Raw genomic sequence first — 18873 nt, 5'->3', positions numbered from 1 at the left:
CTAGCTTCATCCGTTATTAATTAAAGAGGGTTTTTAGCAAAATAGATTTATATATTAACGAGTTAAATTATGCTATCTGTGACCTACCTTGAGATTAACTGATGGAGACATTGTAGTTTTTGCTGGAGATAGTATAACCGATAGTGGAAAGTCAATCAACGCTCCTTTAGGGTACGGGTATGTCAATCTTTTTTATAATCTTATGTTAGCTAAATATCCTGAGATAAAAATTACCGTCATAAATTCCGGTATAAGTGGAAATACTGTAATTGACCTCCTAGATAGATGGGACGATGACGTGCTAAGTTATAAACCAACCTGGATATCAATCTTAATTGGAATAAATGACCTTCATAAGTTCTTGGGCGGTTTAACGTTGTTTGATCCTGAGAATTACTATAAAAACTTAAGACATCTACTAATATACACTAAAAAGATACTTCATAATGTAAACTTGATTTTGATGACGCCATTTTATATAAGCCGGAATAAACTTGAAAATGGATTTAGAGCTAAAGTATTAGAGTTATTACCCCAATATGTAGAGAAAGTTAGGTTGCTTTCCAATGAATTCTCGGCTATTTATATTGACCTTTATGATACTTTTAAAAAGATAGTTAACATAAGGGAACCTAACGTTTATGCACCAGAACCAATTCACCCAAATTTTGCTGGACATATGGTAATTGCTTTAAAGCTACTCGAAGCGTTAGAAGCATAATTTAATTATGATATGAAATAAGATGCGTTGTGAACCCTTTTTGATATATTTCAAATAAATAATATTAAACTATGATTATCTTTATGAGTGTGGTCAACAATTTAATTAATTTGAAATTAATCGTATAAGTTGCTTTTATTACAAAAATAAATTGTTTTTGTTTAGCGTAATACCTTTTTGGATGAGCACGGGATTCTTGTTAGTGAGTAAATAATGAACAGATGGAACATCCCCGTGCTCACCCAAGTTATTTTAATCCTATTAATCTTAAGCCGAGATTTCACGTTAGGGAGGAGATCGTGTTAAGCTTAGCAAGTTATCTAGCTGGGAGTGTTCTCATGCAGTCATCTTATTCGAGAACTGTTAGTAAAATTATATCAGATTATCTCTAATATACTGTATTCCCTTCAAGTAAGTCTCGTTTAAGGGCGTTATCTCCCTTGAGAACACGTGAGGATACATAACGTTCAACAAGGCTAAACTGTAATCCACCATCCTCAGACTCCTATTAACCCTAGTATCCCTAGCTAACCTAGCAAGACCTACACCAAGAATTATGGCTCTCCACAATGTAAGTGTACTTCTTACTCGCCACACGTTTATCAAGAACTTGATAAACACAGTAGTGATCAGTATAGTTTACCCCACTCCTAGGTAACCAGCTCAAGAGGAGACGGAAAGTCCCATAACTTCTGTCCCCAGACTCGTAAAAAGGTACCCCATCAGAAAGAGCAGTCCAAATCCAGAGATCCGCTCTAACCTTCCCATGCCTAACACGAAGATAAGTCCAGAACTCGTCAAACACTGTAGACTTGGCCATGAAACCCTTGAGTTGCCCCCTCAATATTATTAAGCTCGTGAAGGCCTTTGCTCCAATCCTCTTCACTAGGCTGTAGTTAATGGCTTTCCCTCAACTCTTGATATTGCCCTCATCCTGTTCAAGTACTCCTTTAAGATTCTCTCCCTTTGTTTTCTATCCATTCTGTGCTTCAGCGTGTTGTAAAACGTTCTTCCACACACTTTGCATCTATACGTTGCCTTCCCTCTGGATGAGCCGTTCTTGACTACCCTATTCGAGTTGCATGATGGGCATGTTGGTCTCTTCTCCTCCTTATTCCCACTTTCCTCAAGTAGTGTTGATGGTGGGATTCCTATTTTCGTGTAGTAGTTTCCTGAAAACGACGCATAGTAGATAATGTTTAGTTTTTTCAATGTAGAATTTAAGGTGTATTTATACTATATATGCTTAAACTATTTACGATTACTTAAATCTTTTTGAAGAGAATTTATGTTAATATTTAAGGTTTAAGGAATTTGAGATAAATTTACGTAAAGTACTATTCGTGATCTGAACTCCCAAGGAGTAGGCTGTCAACGCTAATGCAAGAACCTTTAGCTCGTACTTTCTTGGCTTAAGATTTAAATTTCTTAAAATCATTATGAATAATTGTGCGAGGATTACGGGATCCATCTGTAATAGCCTCACAGAGAATCTCGTAATCCTCGCACATAAACCTTTTTCAGAGACAATTCTTTGCGTTTTAATTCCTTAACCTATAGGTTAAGATGAGTAATTATTGCAATTTCTAGTCTGATATAATTTTACAACTAAATATCGAATAAGATGACTACATGAGAACACTCTCGAACACTCCCTTTTAGTTTTATGATTGAAATCCCAAATACAATGCTTTTATTAATGCTTCAGATAGGTAATAATCTCCGAACATTATCTCAGCATCTTCAGCTTCACCTTGTCTATACCTGCTATGCTGAAGTCCACCATCTACGAAAACCTCATTTCTGAGTAATGCTCTTATCATATCTATTGCATTTATTATATAATAATTATTACCAGTAAGCTTATACAAGTCTAACATAGCAGATGATACAATAGCAGAGGCCGATGTATCTAAACGAACATTTGGAATTAACGGATCCGTAAAATCATAAAAAGGTATTTTGTTGATAGGTAGGTTCTTTATGAAGTACTCTAAAAGCTTCTCAGCAATGACTAAGAAAAATCTTAGATGCGTTTCTTCGTAAAGCTTCGTAAACCCATAAATTGCCCACGCTTGACCTCTGCTCCAACAACTCTCGTTACTGTATCCTTGATGGGTATGTCTATACACCTCTCCATTTGATGGCAGAATTCTAACTGCGTGATAAGTACTCCAATCTTTCCTTATTAGTAGATCAAAGGTTCTATGGGCATGAATTATGGAAATATAATAAAATTTAGGTTCGCTAGTTACCTTATACGCCCATAATAGTAAAGGCAATGATGCTGTCATAGTATCGATAATGAACTCATAATTAGAGACCTCTGGTGGTTCGCCCGGAAATCTAACATCGCTTCCTAGTGGAATGAAACCTAAAGACGGATTAAACATATTTGCTAAATCATTAGCACCTCTTAACGATATTTCTTTGAATTTAGTATAATTAGTTAACTCCCATCCTTTGACTGTCGAGTAGAAGTATTTAAATCCCCTATCATGTGTGTCTATATCTTCTTCAGCTGTTAGAAGGAAAGAGCACTTTATTGCGCTTTCAATTATCTTTTCGTCACTAAAATATGATCCGATATTCCATAGTATACCACACCAAAATGGTGAAATCCAATGTTTTCCATCTGCAAATACCCACTCCTTGGAATTATAATCTTTATATATAGGAAATTTACTTCCGGATATATCGATTAATCTTAGGATCTTTTCTTTAATTTTTTCCAACGCTTCTTGAAATTTCATAATTCGTCATAAAAATAGAGGCAATGAGTCATATAAAATTTTTGAGAGAATGTTCAAATGTGATTAACAATTTCATGCATTTAAAATATTTTGCATTTATAATTATGACTCATCTATCCACAATACATTGGGAGTGTTCTCATGTAGTCATCTTATTCGATATTCAGTTGTAAAATTATATTAAGTTTTCTCTAATATACTGCACTGCCTTCAAGTAGGTTTCGTTTAAGGGCGTTATCTTCCTTGAGAACACGTGAGGATACATAACGTTCAACAAGGCTAAACTGTAATCCACCATCCTCTGACTCCTATTAACCTTAGTATCCCTAGCTAACCTAGCAAGACCTACACCAAGAATTATGACTCTCCATAGTGTACTTCTTACTACGCGTTTATCAAGAACTTGATTAAGGCAGTAGTGATCAAGCATAGTTTACCCCACTTCTAGGTAACCACCTCAAGAGGAAACTGAAGGACTTATAATCCCTATCCCCAGACTAGTAGAAGGGTATTCCATCTGGCAAACCTACCCATATCCATAGATCCTCCCTCCTCTTCCCATGCCTAACACGAAGATAAGTCCAGAACTCGTCAAACACTGTGAATTTAGCCACGAAACTCTTGAGTTGACCCCTCAAGATCGACAACTCAAAAGCTCTCAACCCAACTCTTTTTACCATGCTATATATTGTAGTTAACGCTTTATTCTCAACTCTCGATATTGCCCTCATGCTCATTCTGTTCAAGTACTCCTTTAAGATTCTCTCCCTTTGTTCCCTATCCATTCTATGCTTTAGCGTGTTGTAAAACGTTCTTCTACACGCTTTACACTTGTATTTTTCTTTCCCTCTGGATGAACCGTTCTTCACTACTATGTTAGAGTTACATGATGGGCATGTTGGCCTTTTCTCCCTTCTCCTCCTTATTCCCACTTTCCTCAAGTAGTGTTGATGGTGGGATTCCTATTTTCGTGATCTGAACTCCCAAGGAGTATGCTAACGCTAGTGCAAGAACCTTTAGTTCGTACTTTCTTTTAAGATTTAAATTTCTTAAAATCAAAAGTATTAGTTGTGCGAGAACTGCGAGCTCCATGTTATTCGCCCTTTCAAAAAACTCGCAGTTCTCGCACATAAAGTTTCTTAGGCTATTTTGTACGTTCTAGTTTTGTGGTTATCTCTAGATTAAGGTGACTAATTATAAAAATTTCTAGTCTGATATAATTTTACAACTAAATATCGAATAAGATGACTACATGAGAACACTCCCTAGTGAATAGTGAGCGATAATAAATATTTCAAATACATTGAATTATTATCCACGTTTAAGTAAAATATTGATATCACCACAAGGTTGTTCAATCTAAAAATATAATATATCCACTATTATAGCACTTAGCATTTAACATTTCTCATATTCTCTTATACGGATCTGGTACAGCCTCTATTAACTCTTGAGTGTATGGGTGTTTAGGATTCTTAATAATATTCCTTACATCTCCTTTTTCGACGATCTTCCCATTGTGTATTACCATAACTTCATCAGCTATATATGCAACAGTTGCAATATCATGAGTTATATATAGTATGCTCATTCCTAATCGCTTTAATCCCTTTAACAAGTTTAAAATACCTGCTCTAAGCGAAGCATCTAACATTGATACTGGCTCATCAGCTAAAAGCACATGGGGTTCAACACTTATAGCCCTTGCTATTGCGACTCTCTGCCTTTCTCCACCCGAAAGCTCATGAGGATATTTATTCATGTATTTCTCCGGTGGTTTAAGTCCTACCATTTTTAGTATTTGAGCTATTTTCACATTTAACTCCTCTTTGCTTTTGATTTTTTTATGTATTCTTAGAGGCCTTTCAATATGCCAGCGTACAGTATGTCTGGGATCCAGAGATGAATATGGATCTTGAAATACCATCTGAACTTTAGATCTATAGTATAAACTCCTTCTCTTTGCTACATATGAATAATCTTGACCTTCTAAGAATATCTTTCCACTAGTCTGATCCTCAATACCAGCTAAAATCCTCGCGATTGTAGACTTACCGTGACCGCTTCCCCCAACTAGAGCCGTTATTATTCCCCTTTTAAGTTCGAATGAAACATCATTAACTGCATATAAGGGCTCCTTTGCTATTAGTCCTTTGTTGACATAAAATACCTTAACTAGGTTCTCAGCCTTTAGAACTACATTATTGTCAACATTAATCTCTCTTGAACTTAACTCTTCCTCTTCGGCGTAGTAATCCTCTGGGACTGGCAAATTATTTAAATCGACACCACTCTCCCGCTGTGGTATAAAGCACCTAACGTAATGACCTCCGTTTATGTTTAGCAATCTGGGTTTCTCTGTTCTGCATATATCCATACGAAACGGACATCTATCATAAAATACACATATATTAGGGGCCTTATTTAATAATACTGGTGGACTCCCAGGAATTGTTAGTAATTTCTCCCTTAAATTTATTAGTGATGGGACACTTTTTAATAATAGTAAAGAGTAAGGATGTTTTGGAGAATATAACACTGAATCTCTATGTCCCAGTTCAACTAACTCACCCCCATACAATATCCCTACCCTATCTGCTATCATCATCATCAGGGGTAGATCATGAGAGATTATCATTACTGAAATTCCAAGCTTACGTTGTATCTCTTTTAGATCTTTCAGAATTTTATACTGAACTATTACATCTAATCCGGTTGTCGGTTCATCCAATATTACAAGCTTTGGATCTAAAAGCAACGAAGTAGCGATAACCGCCCTTTGTCTCATTCCGCCTGAAAGTTCATGAGGATACATATTCAAAACTTTCTCAGGGAGTCTAACAAGTTGAAGTTTCTCTTTTATTCTTTTTTCAGCTTCACTTCCACTTATTCCGTGCTCTTCTAAAGCTCTTATCATAAAATCTCCAATTTTTATCACTGGATTTAACGCATCCATAGCATACTGTGGAACCATTGATATTTCTCTCATTCTTACGTTTCTAAGCTCATCATAATCCAATTTCAGTAAATCTTGTCCGTTGTATATAACCTCTCCATGAAACACCTTACCAGGATATTTAAGGATACCATAGATCGCTGACGCTAAAGTACTCTTACCTGAACCAGATTCTCCCACTATAGCTAAGATCTCGTTTTCATATATATCAAAAGAGACGCCAACTACCCCTAAGATAACTCCAGAAGGAGTATAGTAACCTGCAATTAGATTCCTGATTGAGAGAAGAGGAGTATTATCAGCCATTACTTTCACCTATCACTTCTTGTTTCCTAACTACAACAGGTATTACTTTTTCATCAGTGTGTATAGGTATTTCTATCTTATCTATAGAAAACCTTATCTTTCTTAATCGTGGATCTGCTATTTCATCAAATCCTACCATCATAAATCCAATTCCGACGGCTAGTATAACTATAGGTAATATTGCTCCTAAGATCCACCACCAATTCCCTGAAAGATATCCAGCTGATGATGTAATTAATGAGAGCATTGTACCTAAATTTTCCGTAGTCACTGGAATTGCTCCAAAAAACTCCGCCGTGGCCAATGACAATATACCATACAGCGTACCAAAAAGAAATTGAGATAGAAATAAGGGTATAATAGGTGGCATAATTTGAGTAAACATTATTCTCCATGATTTCTCCCCTAGGAGCTTAGAGGCAATAATATAATCCTTTTTTGACAGTGACATAACTTGTGGTCTAATATTTCTAGCGCCCCATGCCCAACCTGTTAGAGTTAATGTAAGTATTATAGTTAAGTAGCCCACTTTCAAGTTTGCAGACTCAAAATAAGCACCTATAACTATTAATAGCACTATTCCTGGTATGGACAAAACGACAATAAGCAATATATCCAATATTGTTCCGACAATTTTGGAGGCATAATAACCAGCTAACAAACTTACTATCGCTGCAATTATCGTGGTGATAACACCTATTGCATATCCTACCAGAAGTGTAGGTAAAGTAAATCTCAGCATTTGTGAAAAAACATCATAGCCGTAAACGTCTGTGCCTAATAAATGTTGGAAAGATGGAGGCACACTAGGAGTAAATGTAGCGAAGGGTGGATATGGAGTCCAAAATTGACCTATTATACCAAGTATTGTATCAAATAAAATAATAAAAAATCCAGTTGCAATTAATTTATTATCAAAAATATATTTTTTGATAATACTTGCTTTCAACCTTGTTCACCTCTTACTCTAGGATCTAATATACCATAAGCTATTTCTACGATAGCGAGTGAAATTATGAGCATTATAATTATAATAAGGAATATTCCTTCGAGAAGAGGAAGATCTCTACTAGTTATAGCATTTCCAAAATAATAGCCCGTACCTGGTATAGCCAACAATCCTTCTATCGTTAATGCACTACTTATACCTAGCCCTAGAGTAATAGCAAAATTAGTAATATTAGGTAGCATAGAATTCCTATATACCATTTTTCTTATATTGTTTTTTCTGAAACCTAAAATTTCTGCATACGAAGCATAGTTATCTCTTAAGGTATGGATCATTGTATTTCTCATTCCAAACATAAAGCCCGGAATTAAGGAAACTATAAAACTAGTCATAGGTATCGCGTAGAAATTAAGGAGTCTAAGAAGCGCTCTCCAACTTAAATTAGTAAAGCCTGGGAATGAGATCGTAACTAACCTCAGATCTACAGAGAAGATTAACTCTAAATACATTATGAGAACGAATGTAGGAATTGTTATGAAGATTGCAAATATAATTGAAAGTATTATATCTGATTTACGACCTCTCCTCATAGCTGATATCGAACCAATCCAAGACCCCAAGAAATAAGCTACAACAGAAGCAAATATAATTTCACCCAGCGTGAGACCAATCGAGGAACCAATAAGCTTAGTAACGGATAAGGGATAATACTCAATGGAAACTCCTAAGTGAAGCGTAAATATACCTAAAATGTAATGATAGTACTCAATATACCATGGTTGAGGTAAAAGACCAAATTCAGCTTCTAGATAATGTATATTCTGCGCAATTAGGGCACCATTACCCCCAACCGCCGTGACTGATGTTATTCCTCCCGCAGCACCAGTAAGCGCAGCTATTAAGGTGCTTAGTGCACTACCGGGCATTAATCTTGGTATGAAAAAATTTATGGTAATAGCTATAAAAAATGCTACAAAATACGTAACTATTTTATACACAATATATTTGACAGTTTTAAGATTCAATACAACCCAACCTCCGATAAATAAAAATCTCCCCAAATTATTATATTAGAGGAAAAGGGAAAAAAGAAAAAGTGAATTATAACTTTTCACCTTCTTCTTAGGCCTAGCACTACTCCCACTATTATTACGACTATTATTACAACAGCTATTATGGCGTATAGTGCAGTGTTGGATGAACTAACAGTAGTAGTAGATGTAGTAGTACTTACAGAAGTGAAGACACTCGTAGTAGTAACAGTACTAGTAGTAGTAGTAGATGTAGTGCTCGTGGTCGTCGTTGACGATATTGAAGTAACAGTTGTAGTGGCTTGTAGCATAGATAACAAGGAAGGCGGAGTTGCAGTACTTGAAGTACCATTCAAGAACGATAATAAATCATTCCATGCTTGTTCAGTATAGGCCAATTCTTGTTGACTAGTCATCCCTGGCGGTCTAGGCGCAATATTTAAGAGTATAGGTAGGCTAGGTTGTCCAGGATTGCCTACATATTCGTTATACCAATAGAAATATTGTGGAGTTGAAAAACCTATATAGTACTGATCTTCCCATTCAGCGAATGGCCATTCTGTATTAACGAATGGAATTAGAGGTACGTATTTAGCTAGTATGGCAGCCATTTCACTATATATTTGCGATAATTGGGCTGTGTTTGTTGTCTCGCCAGCTTGCACATATAAGTTTATAAATTCCTGTGGTGGAACCCATCTTCCTAAATCAGTTAGTAGTAGATGACTATAATATATTGCAGTTAAATTGGCAACATATAGTGTGGTTACATTTCCTAGACTGGGAGTATAATTAAGCACGTATTGCTTTAATGCTGTTGCATTAGCTATAAGAGTTCCATTAGGAAGCTTAAATTCTGAATTAAATACTCCAGAAGAATTAAATAACATATTGTAGTTTGCTGCATACTTCCCATTAGAAAGTTGATATATAGGAATTAGTGGAGGTATAAATAGCGCACCGTACATATAATATGGTGCGTTAGCTGAAGCTGACGGAGCATACCAAAACGTTATTTGATAATTTCCGCTTTCAAGATATGAAATGATAGTTGACGGAGTAACTGAGACAAGACTAGCTTGAATGCCAAGAGCCTTAAGTGTTTGTGTTAAATCATAACTAGCCGCCCATACATCGCTCCAATCTGTATATCCATACAAAGTTATTGAAGGAAGTGGAGTTCCATTAGGATATGATAATATTCCATTAATTAATTTTAGCCCGTGAGACTCGAGAATCTGTAATGCCAGACTTACATTTCCAGAACCCAAAGTTGTATTATAAATCATAGAGTAGACTGAAGAATTTAACCATGACTTAGCCATTATTAATGGTAAATATGCTAAATTAGGATATCCAGCACCACTTTCGTTAATTGGTAATTGCCCAGCCATATCTAAGCTTATTTTGGTATAGTTTACTGCTATTGCAATAGCTAGTCTAAACCATGTTTCGTTCCATGGATAATAATTCATTTTATCCCAGTTTATCCATAAATACCAGTTATTTCCTCCCATTCCGTTGGGTAATCCCATCATAGCGTGATAATAAGTTGGATTTCTATTTATAAATATTGAATAAAGGGAAGTAGGACCTTCACTTCCAGAAGAAGCCCATTGAAGCTGACCCTCAGCTAACATGGCATAAACTTGTGGATTAGTTAGCCCATAAAATCTTACTACTGGTATTAAAGGTCTACCTACTATCCAATATATTGGATTTCTATAAAGAACTACCAGATTAGTGCTCTGGCTTACCATATAATAAGGTCCTGTTCCTATAGGTACTGGTATGGGAACACTAGCTGGATTTGATGAGTTAAGCAATGGAGCGTATTGCTCCCATGGAACGATTTCTTGTGGAAGTAAATTGTATAATGCATAATAAATAGCAGGTGTTGTAAAATTTAAAACAACTTCATATGGGTTAATCTCTTGAACAGTAACTCCGTAAGGATTACCGTAAACTTTAAAGTATAACTCATACGTAACCACTACATCCTTTGCTGTGAAAGGCCACTCTATAACTTGCTGTGTTCCATTATATGTTCCATTATAATAGAAATACACGCCGTGCCTCAAATATATAATAAGTGTATGATAATTGTTCTCAAATGTCCAGTTCGTTGCTAACCAAGGTATAACCTTACCAGTATATTGCTCTACCATTCCCAACGGTTCTAATATAAAAGCCATAACATGACCGTTATCGAGACTTGAGATGGTTGGATTAAATATGTTCCAATTATTAGGCTGAAAAGGACCAGCACCATTAGCTACACTAAATATAGGATAATTAGAGGCATATGGGAAATTATATGAAGCGGCTGGATTTTGTTGTGGTGATTGTGCTGAGACTATATATGTAGATACTACAGATATTAATATTATAGATATAAGAATAGAGAGAACTGCATATTTTGTTTTCTCCAATTTATTATTTATTTTCATATATATCACCTACTTACCTATATTTCTTCTTTACTCTCTCGTTTATCCGTATATAAACCTTTTGTTAACTTGTTAGTATGTGATCAGGAATTTTGTAGATTAGGAAGAAGGTCGAGAGTCAACTCGTTAACCTATTTGAACTCCAAGGGAAATGAAAGTCCATAGAGGAGAGCCTATGCTTCAATGTCCTTTTTCAGCGTAATCCCTCCTACCAAACGTAACCCACTTGTGCCCAACATTAAACCAATCAAATGCATTATAAGCTGGTAAACCATCATGCAAGTAAACCACTCGATCAACCCTCTTAAAGTACTTACTCGCAATCTCCTCAATCCCCCTCATGTTAACTAGGACTATTAACACGTGAAAACCACTCCTCAAGCTAGTGACCATGAAGAAAGGAATAGCCTTTGTCACAACATCCCTAACGATCCAAACATAATAGTAATTACCCCTAACGCAAACAACCTTAGTCTCGTCAATAGCGTAAAGACTCAAGGACACTACATACTTAACCCTACCAAGCCTCTTATAATAGTAAAGCAAAGTGGAGTGTGGTAACGTAGTCCTCCAAGAGGATAAGCCAGCTAGATAACTCGCTAAGCCTAACGCGACCTCCTCCCTAACGTGAAATCTTGGCTTAAGATTAATATACTCCATTAGGATTAAAATAACTTGGGTGAGCACGGGATTTTTGTTAGTGAGCAAATAATGAACATATGGAGTATTCCCGTGCTCATCCAAAAAGGTATTACGCCAAATAAAAACAATTTATTTTTGTAATAAAAGCAACTTATACGATTAATTTCAAATTAATTAAATTGTTGACCACACTCCTTATTCCAGTGTAAACTATAACCAAAAGTTAGGCTTATAGGAAGTTTATCTTCACATATCTCACTCTCTTTATATTGTGATCTAGGCTTGTTATAATTACCTTTAGTTGTTCCAACGTTCTGAGAACTTCCTTTTATTTGAGTTAGGAAGATGTGAAGAAACTCGTTGCATTTTTTATTTTATCCATTCTACTCAAGCGGTTTTACCAGTGTTCAAAGACGTAAAAGGAAAACATTTGCTCGTACTAGTGGTAATGTTATTATTGCGGTACTCCCTTATGTATTTTACATAGGTAATATCAAGGTAACTAATTATGAATATCTGCATAATTCTAGAGTTAACCACAAAACAATGATATTCATAACTTATTTTGACGTCAGTCAGTGTACAATTAAAAGGAAACTCCTCAATATGAAATAATATAACTTTGAATTAAATTTAATTATACAAAGAACTATGTCATGTTTAAATTTTACTATAAGTATTTATAGGTTAAAACCGCTATTTAAACCCTTATAATCTTTGATAAAACAATCTTAATCTCTAACCGGAGTTTAATGAACATAATACATTTCAACATAGTGATGAGTTCATTTCTTTTCATTATGAAAGGCATTCTAATGGGTACAATTTATAAAAATTATTCATGCTTACTGCAAGTTCTTTATTAATGATAATACAGTAGGAGTATATATTTTTAAAGTTCTCGTTTTATGACGCACAAACTATCTTTTAGGAATAAAAAATTTGAAGCTAATTCAACACTAAGCAGTAGTAATGTATTACTAGGTAGGTAAAGGTACTGAATTTTTTATTATTTTGAATAATTCTGATAACAAGACAAGCCATTATTGGTTTCTTTATTTTTATATTTAAACTTACCTAAATTCCAATTTTTCATCTAATAAATTCACATCTATTATCCCACCCTCTTCTTTTAGCTTTTACTTTTCATAGATGACCTCCACGTAATTTCCTTAAGCTTATCTGAAATGTAGATGCATCTAGGATTCATTACCAAATGCAGGCACTGAATATACTCCCAACGGACGAAAATACTGAATTTAGACTCAATAAACCACATTGAAATTCTATACTTTTTTAGTGAACTCCAGATAAATTTGAAAGAACCTTTAAATAGGACTGGAAGTGACTTTAAGATCTCGAAGGAATTTAGCGACATTAACCAAATACCTACTGATTAAGGAAGGCTAGTTTGAACCTTTCTTGAGCACATTGTACCTTAGCCTCTAAGGAAAAAGTATGTAATTAGGTTGATGGAAATGTTATTACCGACGTATAATTAGAAAGCTTTTAAACTTTTAAAAAAAGTATGAACATGTGAGCCATAAGTACATTAACGTAGTAGCTTCACATCATGGATGCTGGTCAGAGCTCACAAGCGGAAATTATATTGATACGTTAATTAATATTGAATACTCTAGTTTTGATATACTTAAGGCAACTAGGATAGCTATTATCAGAGGAAGTAGAGAAAATATTAAAGCACAGATTAAGAATATCATGACCAAAGATAGGAGTATTATAGACTTTAATATATCAGAGGTAGCTGGTGATAGTAACAAATACTCGATCTACTTAATATCGATGTTACAAGAAGCTGAGAGCACAATGATAAGTAAACTTAGGGCTAAGGGGACTTCTATCATTGGAACTACTATACAAGATGGTAAAGAAATATATGACATTATAGTGCCAAAAGATGTTAAGGCTTTAGTTGTTAGTGCCCTAATGAAGGATGATAGGGTAAAAATTATTAATTTTGTGGAGAAGGACGTTGATGAGAAAATAATATTTAAAGTGATAAGTAGGAACTCGTTAGAGATGATATTAACAGAAAAGGAGAGAATGTTATTGAGAAAAGCGAGGGAGTTAGGTTATTTCAATGTGCCTAGAGATAGGAACTCTCAAGAGCTAGCTGAGCAACTGGGAGTTAGTAAGATGAGCGTGTCCCTCTCTTTGAGAAATGTACTCAAAAAAATTTCTGACTTTATATAATTATTCAGCTTAGGGAGTGTAGTAGCATCTTTACGAATTTATCATAATGTATTTCATATACTATCGTAGCATTAGGCTTACCGCTTCCTAGGAGATGCCCAGGTTCAACATAATCTATTATCAGAGCACCTCTAGTTAACCCTTCATTGGTCTCTATATCAACATATTCGTTATAGGACTTCTTTATAATCTCTGGATTTATTGCTATTGCAGTTGTTATTACATCTGGATGAGGATTTCCCCCTCATTCTTTGCCTCTCCATTGAAAATTTTCTGTAATGAGAGTATATTTTGATGTAAAAGTTAGATAATTTCGTACTAAGGGATTTTATATATTCCCAAGTACTGGAGTCAATTGCGTTTGCGACTGCAACTTCCCATGGGACAATTGTTTTGTTGAAACCAGCGTGCAGAATTATTTTAGTAGCTTCTGGATCTACCCAAAAATTGTATTCAGCCATTGGAGTTATATTTCCCCTACCATAAATCGTCCCTCCCATTATGTAAACATGCTTAATGCATTCTGTTAATCTAGGGTATTTTAAATACGCTAAGGCTAGATTAGTGAGAGGGGATATTGCTAAAAATTCAACCTCACCAAAATACCTTTCACAGAAGTCTATAATCGCATCAACTGCATGCTTATTTTCTGGCCTTAACTGCTTTGGCCTGACTATTTCGTCTCCTATTCCGCTCTTCCCGTGGACTTGTTCAACTGTTCTGAACGATTTTACTAAAGGCCTCCTACTACCCGGAAATACTGGAATGTTAACATCTAGAAACTCCAAGGCCCATAGCATTGTATTAACTTGCTGGTCGAAATCAACGTTTCCTTCAACTATTGTAATTCCCAATACGTTTATATTGTGTTTTAGCAGCATTATTAAGCTCATTATATCGTCCTCAGCTGTATCACAATCAATTATGAAATGCCTCATTCATTACACCATTGGCGAGATAGATCTACATTCCTTAACCAGTTTAGCGTAACTTTCCCCATTGCTTCTTCCTCCAATTTCACCATTTATCTTAAAGTCGCTCTCACCTATTATTAGCCCATCTGCTACCTCACAATATTTTCTGAAATTTGAGAGAGAAATCCCACTACCTATTAGAACGGGTAACTTTACAGCCTTCTTTACCTTTATTACATTTTGTATATCTGGGGGGATGGGGCTTCTTGGACCGGAAACGATAATTGCGTCAGCACCTCCTCTTTCAGCAAGATCTTCTGCTGCGATTTCAATATCGACATTATATAAGGGATAAGCGTGTTTTACGTGAACATCAGCGTAAATTTTAATATTGGAGTTCAGATACCTCTTGTCTCTTAATAACTCTGCTCCCCTTCCCTCTATTATACCTTGGTCTGTGACGTAAGCTCCATTAAGAACATTACATCTTATGAAGTCAGCACCAGTAACGTGAGCTACTTCAAAGGCTTGAATGCATGCATTCCTTAATACGTTAACGCCAACTTCCAGTGATGAATTCCTAACCACTTCCCTAACTATTACAGCCATTGACGCTATAGTAATTGCGGGAACCTGATCTTTGAAGAACGGGTAATCTCCCAAATTCTCAACAATTATAGCATCAACTCCAGCCTTTTCCAACGTTTTGGCCTCTGATAATGCATACTCCACAACTTCTTCTAAACTCATAGTATTCCTAGGCGAACCGGGTAGTGGAGGTAAGTGTATCATGCCAATTATTTTAACCATACTTATCCCTTATTATTTTACCAATTTTAACTTTATAAATAGATAATATAGTAGTGCTCCTATTAAAGAACCGAAAAGTTCTTGCGGGAAGTAATTGAATAAAGGAGTCAGCATTGGTATGCTAATAACGTTAAGGATAGTCCCTATTACTGTAGCAACAAGTGCATATGGGTTTAAATTATCACGTATTGATTTTTGAAAAGAATAGAAGTCATTTGGGGCTATTTTACCTTGTTTCATGTTAGGCCATATTCTAAGGTACCAATCTATTAACACAATGAAGGTGTATGGAAATATAATATCTCCTACGAAAAGAAGGAAGTTAGTAGCATTTTGTAATATGCCTAAAATTGCTGCAATGGAACCGGCTATGCCTAAAATGATTGCTGCAATGGGTTGTGTCATGTTTTCCCTTTTTTTCAATACTGGCTGTAATGCGGTTAATAAGTCAGCAACTGCTGGGTATAAGTTCATCGCATTAGTGTGGAGTATTGCTAAGGATGCACCAATTGACGCTATGGCTATTATTATCCCTATTAGACCGCTTGTTACGGGAAATGATACTGCTGGTATGTTCCAGTTCCCTGCAGACACTTGTGATATATAGCCCAATATTCCCATTAAGTAAACTGGAATCATTATTCCTAAAGGTGCGGCTATGAAATATGTTACTTTGTTCCCTTCTTCTTTAGCAAATCTGGTCGCAGTTGAGATTTTATAAGTCCATGACAAGATCGAGAAAGACAGAACTAAACCTACGGCAAGTCCCCAATCAACGTTACCAGTATTTAAGATTCGGTTCCAGTCTATTTTGAAATAGATAAAGAGAAAATACGTCAAAACTGCATAACAGATGATAAGTAGCGGTGCAGTATATCTATAAAAGTACTCTAATAGTTTAGCTCCGTAAAGTACCAACATTATTTGAATAATGCCGAACGCAATATACCATATTACGGGATTAGTGTGAGTCAGTGAAGCTACTATTAATCCACCAGTAATATCATTTAACCCAAACCATCCTATGTTAACTACAGTATAGAGTAATGATAACGCATTGGAAGTTAAGTACCCACACGTTCTTCTAGAGACTACTAGGGCTGGGACCGGAAATTGTCTACCCATTTCAGAAAATAATCCAGCTGGTATAATACCGATTAAAAGTGAAATGGTAAATGACATTAACAAATAGTAAAGACCTACGTTTTGCAATAGATAACCTATTAGAGGAGTTATGGCAGATGCACTTGCCATCGCCAGAAGATGAAGATTTTTGAGGTATTCATATATCTGGAGTTTTTGGGTATTGGTCTAACTCCTATTATCTCAAACCCGGTACCTTTCATGTAAACATCTTCTTCTCCTCTCTTACTCATAAGTAAATTATATAGCAAGAAGAATTTTATAAACAAAATGCTTTACATATAGTAGTTATATTTATCTTTGGAAATATAGATTATCCATGATTATCGTGTACAGATAAAGAGGAAACTTAATTACCATAAGGCCATAAAAAACTTATAATGATAATAAGTGGGGAAAAGAAAAGTTGGACATCTAAAACACAAGTTGAAGTATTAGAGAAAAGTATAAACGAGTTTAAGGATAAAGTTTCTATTAATTACTTTGGTACTAAAATAACATTTCAACAGCTAGGAATGATGGTCAATTCTGTAGCATCCCAATTATCCGAATACGTCAAAAAGGGGGATGTAATAATACTTTCAACACAAAACATTCCTCAGTTCATCATAGCAGAATACGCTGTTTGGAAATTAGGAGGAATCATATTACCGATAAACCCCTCGTATACTGAAAATGAATTAAAGTACCTTATATCCGATTCAAACGCTAAGATTGCAATAGCTTCATGTGAGTCAAAAGTAAAGAATCTAATCCAAACTATACACACTAACCCAAATACTTTCCATGAAATCCCTCCAGAATATAAGGAGAAGTGGAAGATTGTTGATGATTGTGAAGAAGAATTAGACTTAAAGAGCAATAAGAGAATTGACGACGTCAAGGTAGCTAGTAGCGATTTAGCCCTTTTAGTTTACACTTCTGGAACTACTGGAAAACCCAAGGGAGTTCCAATAACCCATTCCAACATTTACGCTTCATCATACATCTATAGGGAATGGTTCAGGTTTAATGGAAACGATAAGATTTTAGGCATAGCGCCATTTTTCCATATAACGGGGCAAATATTTCACATTACAACTTCAATCCTCTCTGGTTCATCCATTCACACTTCATTTAGGTTTGATCCGGATCTTTCCCTAAGAATCGTTGAGGAGAATAAAACGACGTTAACAATGGCTGTTGCAACTGCATATATGGCTATGCTTAACGCATTAGATAAGCAAGATTTGTCAAGCATGAGACTTTGGTCCTCTGGAGGAATGGCCATGCCAAAGGCTATTGAAGAAGAGTGGAGGAAGAAAGTGGGGTATTGGATTTACATGGCCTGGGGGCTAACAGAAACCACTTCCCCCGCTACGTTATGGCCATATCCTTATGAAGGCGGTTTACCAGTTGAGCAAGAATACGGTATTGTGAGTTCTGGAATTCCAGTGTATAATACCGAGGTGATGATAGGAGAGGATGGGGAAATATTAGTTAGGGGACCGCAAGTGGTTAATGGGTATTGGAAAATGGGTGAATTTAAAGATGGATGGCTTCCAACTGGGGATATAGGGAAGATAGTAAATAATTGGGTTTACATTATCGATAGGAAGAAGGATATAATAAACGCCTCAGGCTTTAAGGTAATGCCTAGAGAGGTTGAGGAAGTTCTATACCAACATTACGCTATAGATGAGGCAGTAGTCGTTGGAGTTTCTGATGAGTATAGAGGAGAAAGTGTTATGGCTTACGTAAAACTCAAGAAGGGATATTCACCTTCAGATGCCTTGGCTGAGGATATAATAAGGTATTGTAGAGCACATTTAGCTCCATATAAGGTTCCCAGGAAAGTTAAATTTGTGGATGATATTCCTAAAACTCCTTCTGGGAAAATCATGAGGAGAGTTTTTAGAGGTGAAGTATAGGGTTCTAGAATATCTGAATTAGACCTTTTTACGGAAATATATATAAATGCTAAACAAGTTAGGTTTGGTATTTA

General features: G+C 35.6%; 12 protein-coding genes and 5 pseudogenes. 4 read left to right on the top strand and 13 right to left on the bottom strand.

Annotated features, from left to right (window positions below):
* The first annotated feature begins 88 nt into the window (after positions 1-88).
* Entirely contained in the window at positions 89-721 is a 633-nt protein-coding gene (locus GFS03_RS12430; RefSeq protein WP_153424377.1) for an SGNH/GDSL hydrolase family protein, read from the top strand.
* A 157-nt stretch (positions 722-878) separates the two neighbouring features.
* Positions 879-1047, top strand: a pseudogene (locus GFS03_RS13610) (IS6 family transposase); the annotation flags it as partial.
* Positions 1048-1093: 46 nt separating this feature from the next.
* Here GFS03_RS13610 and GFS03_RS12425 read toward each other — a convergent pair.
* The 9 genes and pseudogenes from GFS03_RS12425 to GFS03_RS12385 form a co-directional block, all read right to left on the bottom strand.
* A pseudogene (locus GFS03_RS12425) lies at positions 1094-1888 on the bottom strand (IS1/IS1595 family N-terminal zinc-binding domain-containing protein); the annotation flags it as partial.
* 124 nt (positions 1889-2012) lie between these two features.
* Positions 2013-2192, bottom strand: a complete 180-nt coding sequence (locus tag GFS03_RS12420; RefSeq protein WP_409349257.1) for a hypothetical protein — start codon at positions 2190-2192, stop codon at positions 2013-2015.
* A 193-nt stretch (positions 2193-2385) separates the two neighbouring features.
* A complete protein-coding gene (locus tag GFS03_RS12415; RefSeq protein ID WP_153424376.1) occupies positions 2386-3474 on the bottom strand; it encodes a glycoside hydrolase family 88 protein in 1089 nt (362 codons plus the stop codon).
* Positions 3475-3649: 175 nt separating this feature from the next.
* Positions 3650-4566 (bottom strand): annotated as a pseudogene (locus GFS03_RS12410) (IS1/IS1595 family N-terminal zinc-binding domain-containing protein).
* A 316-nt stretch (positions 4567-4882) separates the two neighbouring features.
* A complete protein-coding gene (locus GFS03_RS12405; protein WP_153424375.1) occupies positions 4883-6736 on the bottom strand; it encodes an ABC transporter ATP-binding protein in 1854 nt (617 codons plus the stop codon).
* The gene (locus GFS03_RS12400; protein ID WP_153424374.1) at positions 6729-7685 is read right to left on the bottom strand and encodes an ABC transporter permease; all 957 of its coding nucleotides are present in this window, start codon (positions 7683-7685) and stop codon (positions 6729-6731) included. Before GFS03_RS12400 ends, GFS03_RS12405 begins: the two co-directional genes overlap by 8 nt.
* Positions 7682-8710: an ABC transporter permease gene (locus tag GFS03_RS12395; protein ID WP_153424373.1), complete on the bottom strand. Its 1029-nt coding sequence runs from the start codon at positions 8708-8710 to the stop codon at positions 7682-7684. Before GFS03_RS12395 ends, GFS03_RS12400 begins: the two co-directional genes overlap by 4 nt.
* Positions 8711-8796: 86 nt before the next feature.
* A complete protein-coding gene (locus GFS03_RS12390) occupies positions 8797-11166 on the bottom strand; it encodes an ABC transporter substrate-binding protein (protein WP_153424372.1) in 2370 nt (789 codons plus the stop codon).
* 121 nt (positions 11167-11287) lie between these two features.
* Positions 11288-11906, bottom strand: a pseudogene (locus GFS03_RS12385) (IS6 family transposase); the annotation flags it as partial.
* A gap of 1438 nt (positions 11907-13344) precedes the next feature.
* Between GFS03_RS12385 and GFS03_RS12380 the strand changes: the two are divergent.
* The gene (locus tag GFS03_RS12380) at positions 13345-14022 is read left to right on the top strand and encodes a helix-turn-helix domain-containing protein (RefSeq protein ID WP_153424371.1); all 678 of its coding nucleotides are present in this window, start codon (positions 13345-13347) and stop codon (positions 14020-14022) included.
* Between the two features lie 4 nt (positions 14023-14026).
* Here the strand turns inward: GFS03_RS12380 and GFS03_RS12375 are convergent.
* From GFS03_RS12375 to GFS03_RS12360, 4 genes and pseudogenes are all read right to left on the bottom strand, one after another.
* Positions 14027-14960, bottom strand: a pseudogene (locus GFS03_RS12375) (nucleoside hydrolase).
* 3 nt (positions 14961-14963) lie between these two features.
* Positions 14964-15746 carry a BtpA/SgcQ family protein gene (locus GFS03_RS12370; RefSeq protein ID WP_153424370.1) on the bottom strand — a complete coding sequence of 261 codons (783 nt, stop codon included), beginning with the start codon at positions 15744-15746 and terminating at the stop codon, positions 14964-14966.
* A 12-nt stretch (positions 15747-15758) separates the two neighbouring features.
* Positions 15759-17000, bottom strand: coding sequence for a purine-cytosine permease family protein (locus GFS03_RS12365; protein WP_153424369.1), 1242 nt, complete (start codon positions 16998-17000; stop codon positions 15759-15761).
* Entirely contained in the window at positions 16979-17122 is a 144-nt protein-coding gene (locus tag GFS03_RS12360; RefSeq protein ID WP_153424368.1) for a hypothetical protein, read from the bottom strand. The genes GFS03_RS12365 and GFS03_RS12360 overlap by 22 nt, the downstream gene beginning before the upstream one ends.
* A gap of 147 nt (positions 17123-17269) precedes the next feature.
* Between GFS03_RS12360 and GFS03_RS12355 the strand changes: the two genes are divergently transcribed.
* The gene (locus GFS03_RS12355) at positions 17270-18799 is read left to right on the top strand and encodes an AMP-binding protein (protein WP_153424367.1); all 1530 of its coding nucleotides are present in this window, start codon (positions 17270-17272) and stop codon (positions 18797-18799) included.
* Positions 18800-18873 lie beyond the last annotated feature (74 nt).

It is taken from the genome of Sulfolobus sp. E5-1-F, from assembly GCF_009601705.1.
GTDB lineage: Archaea > Thermoproteota > Thermoprotei_A > Sulfolobales > Sulfolobaceae > Saccharolobus.
This window is presented reverse-complemented; position numbering and strand designations above follow the sequence as displayed.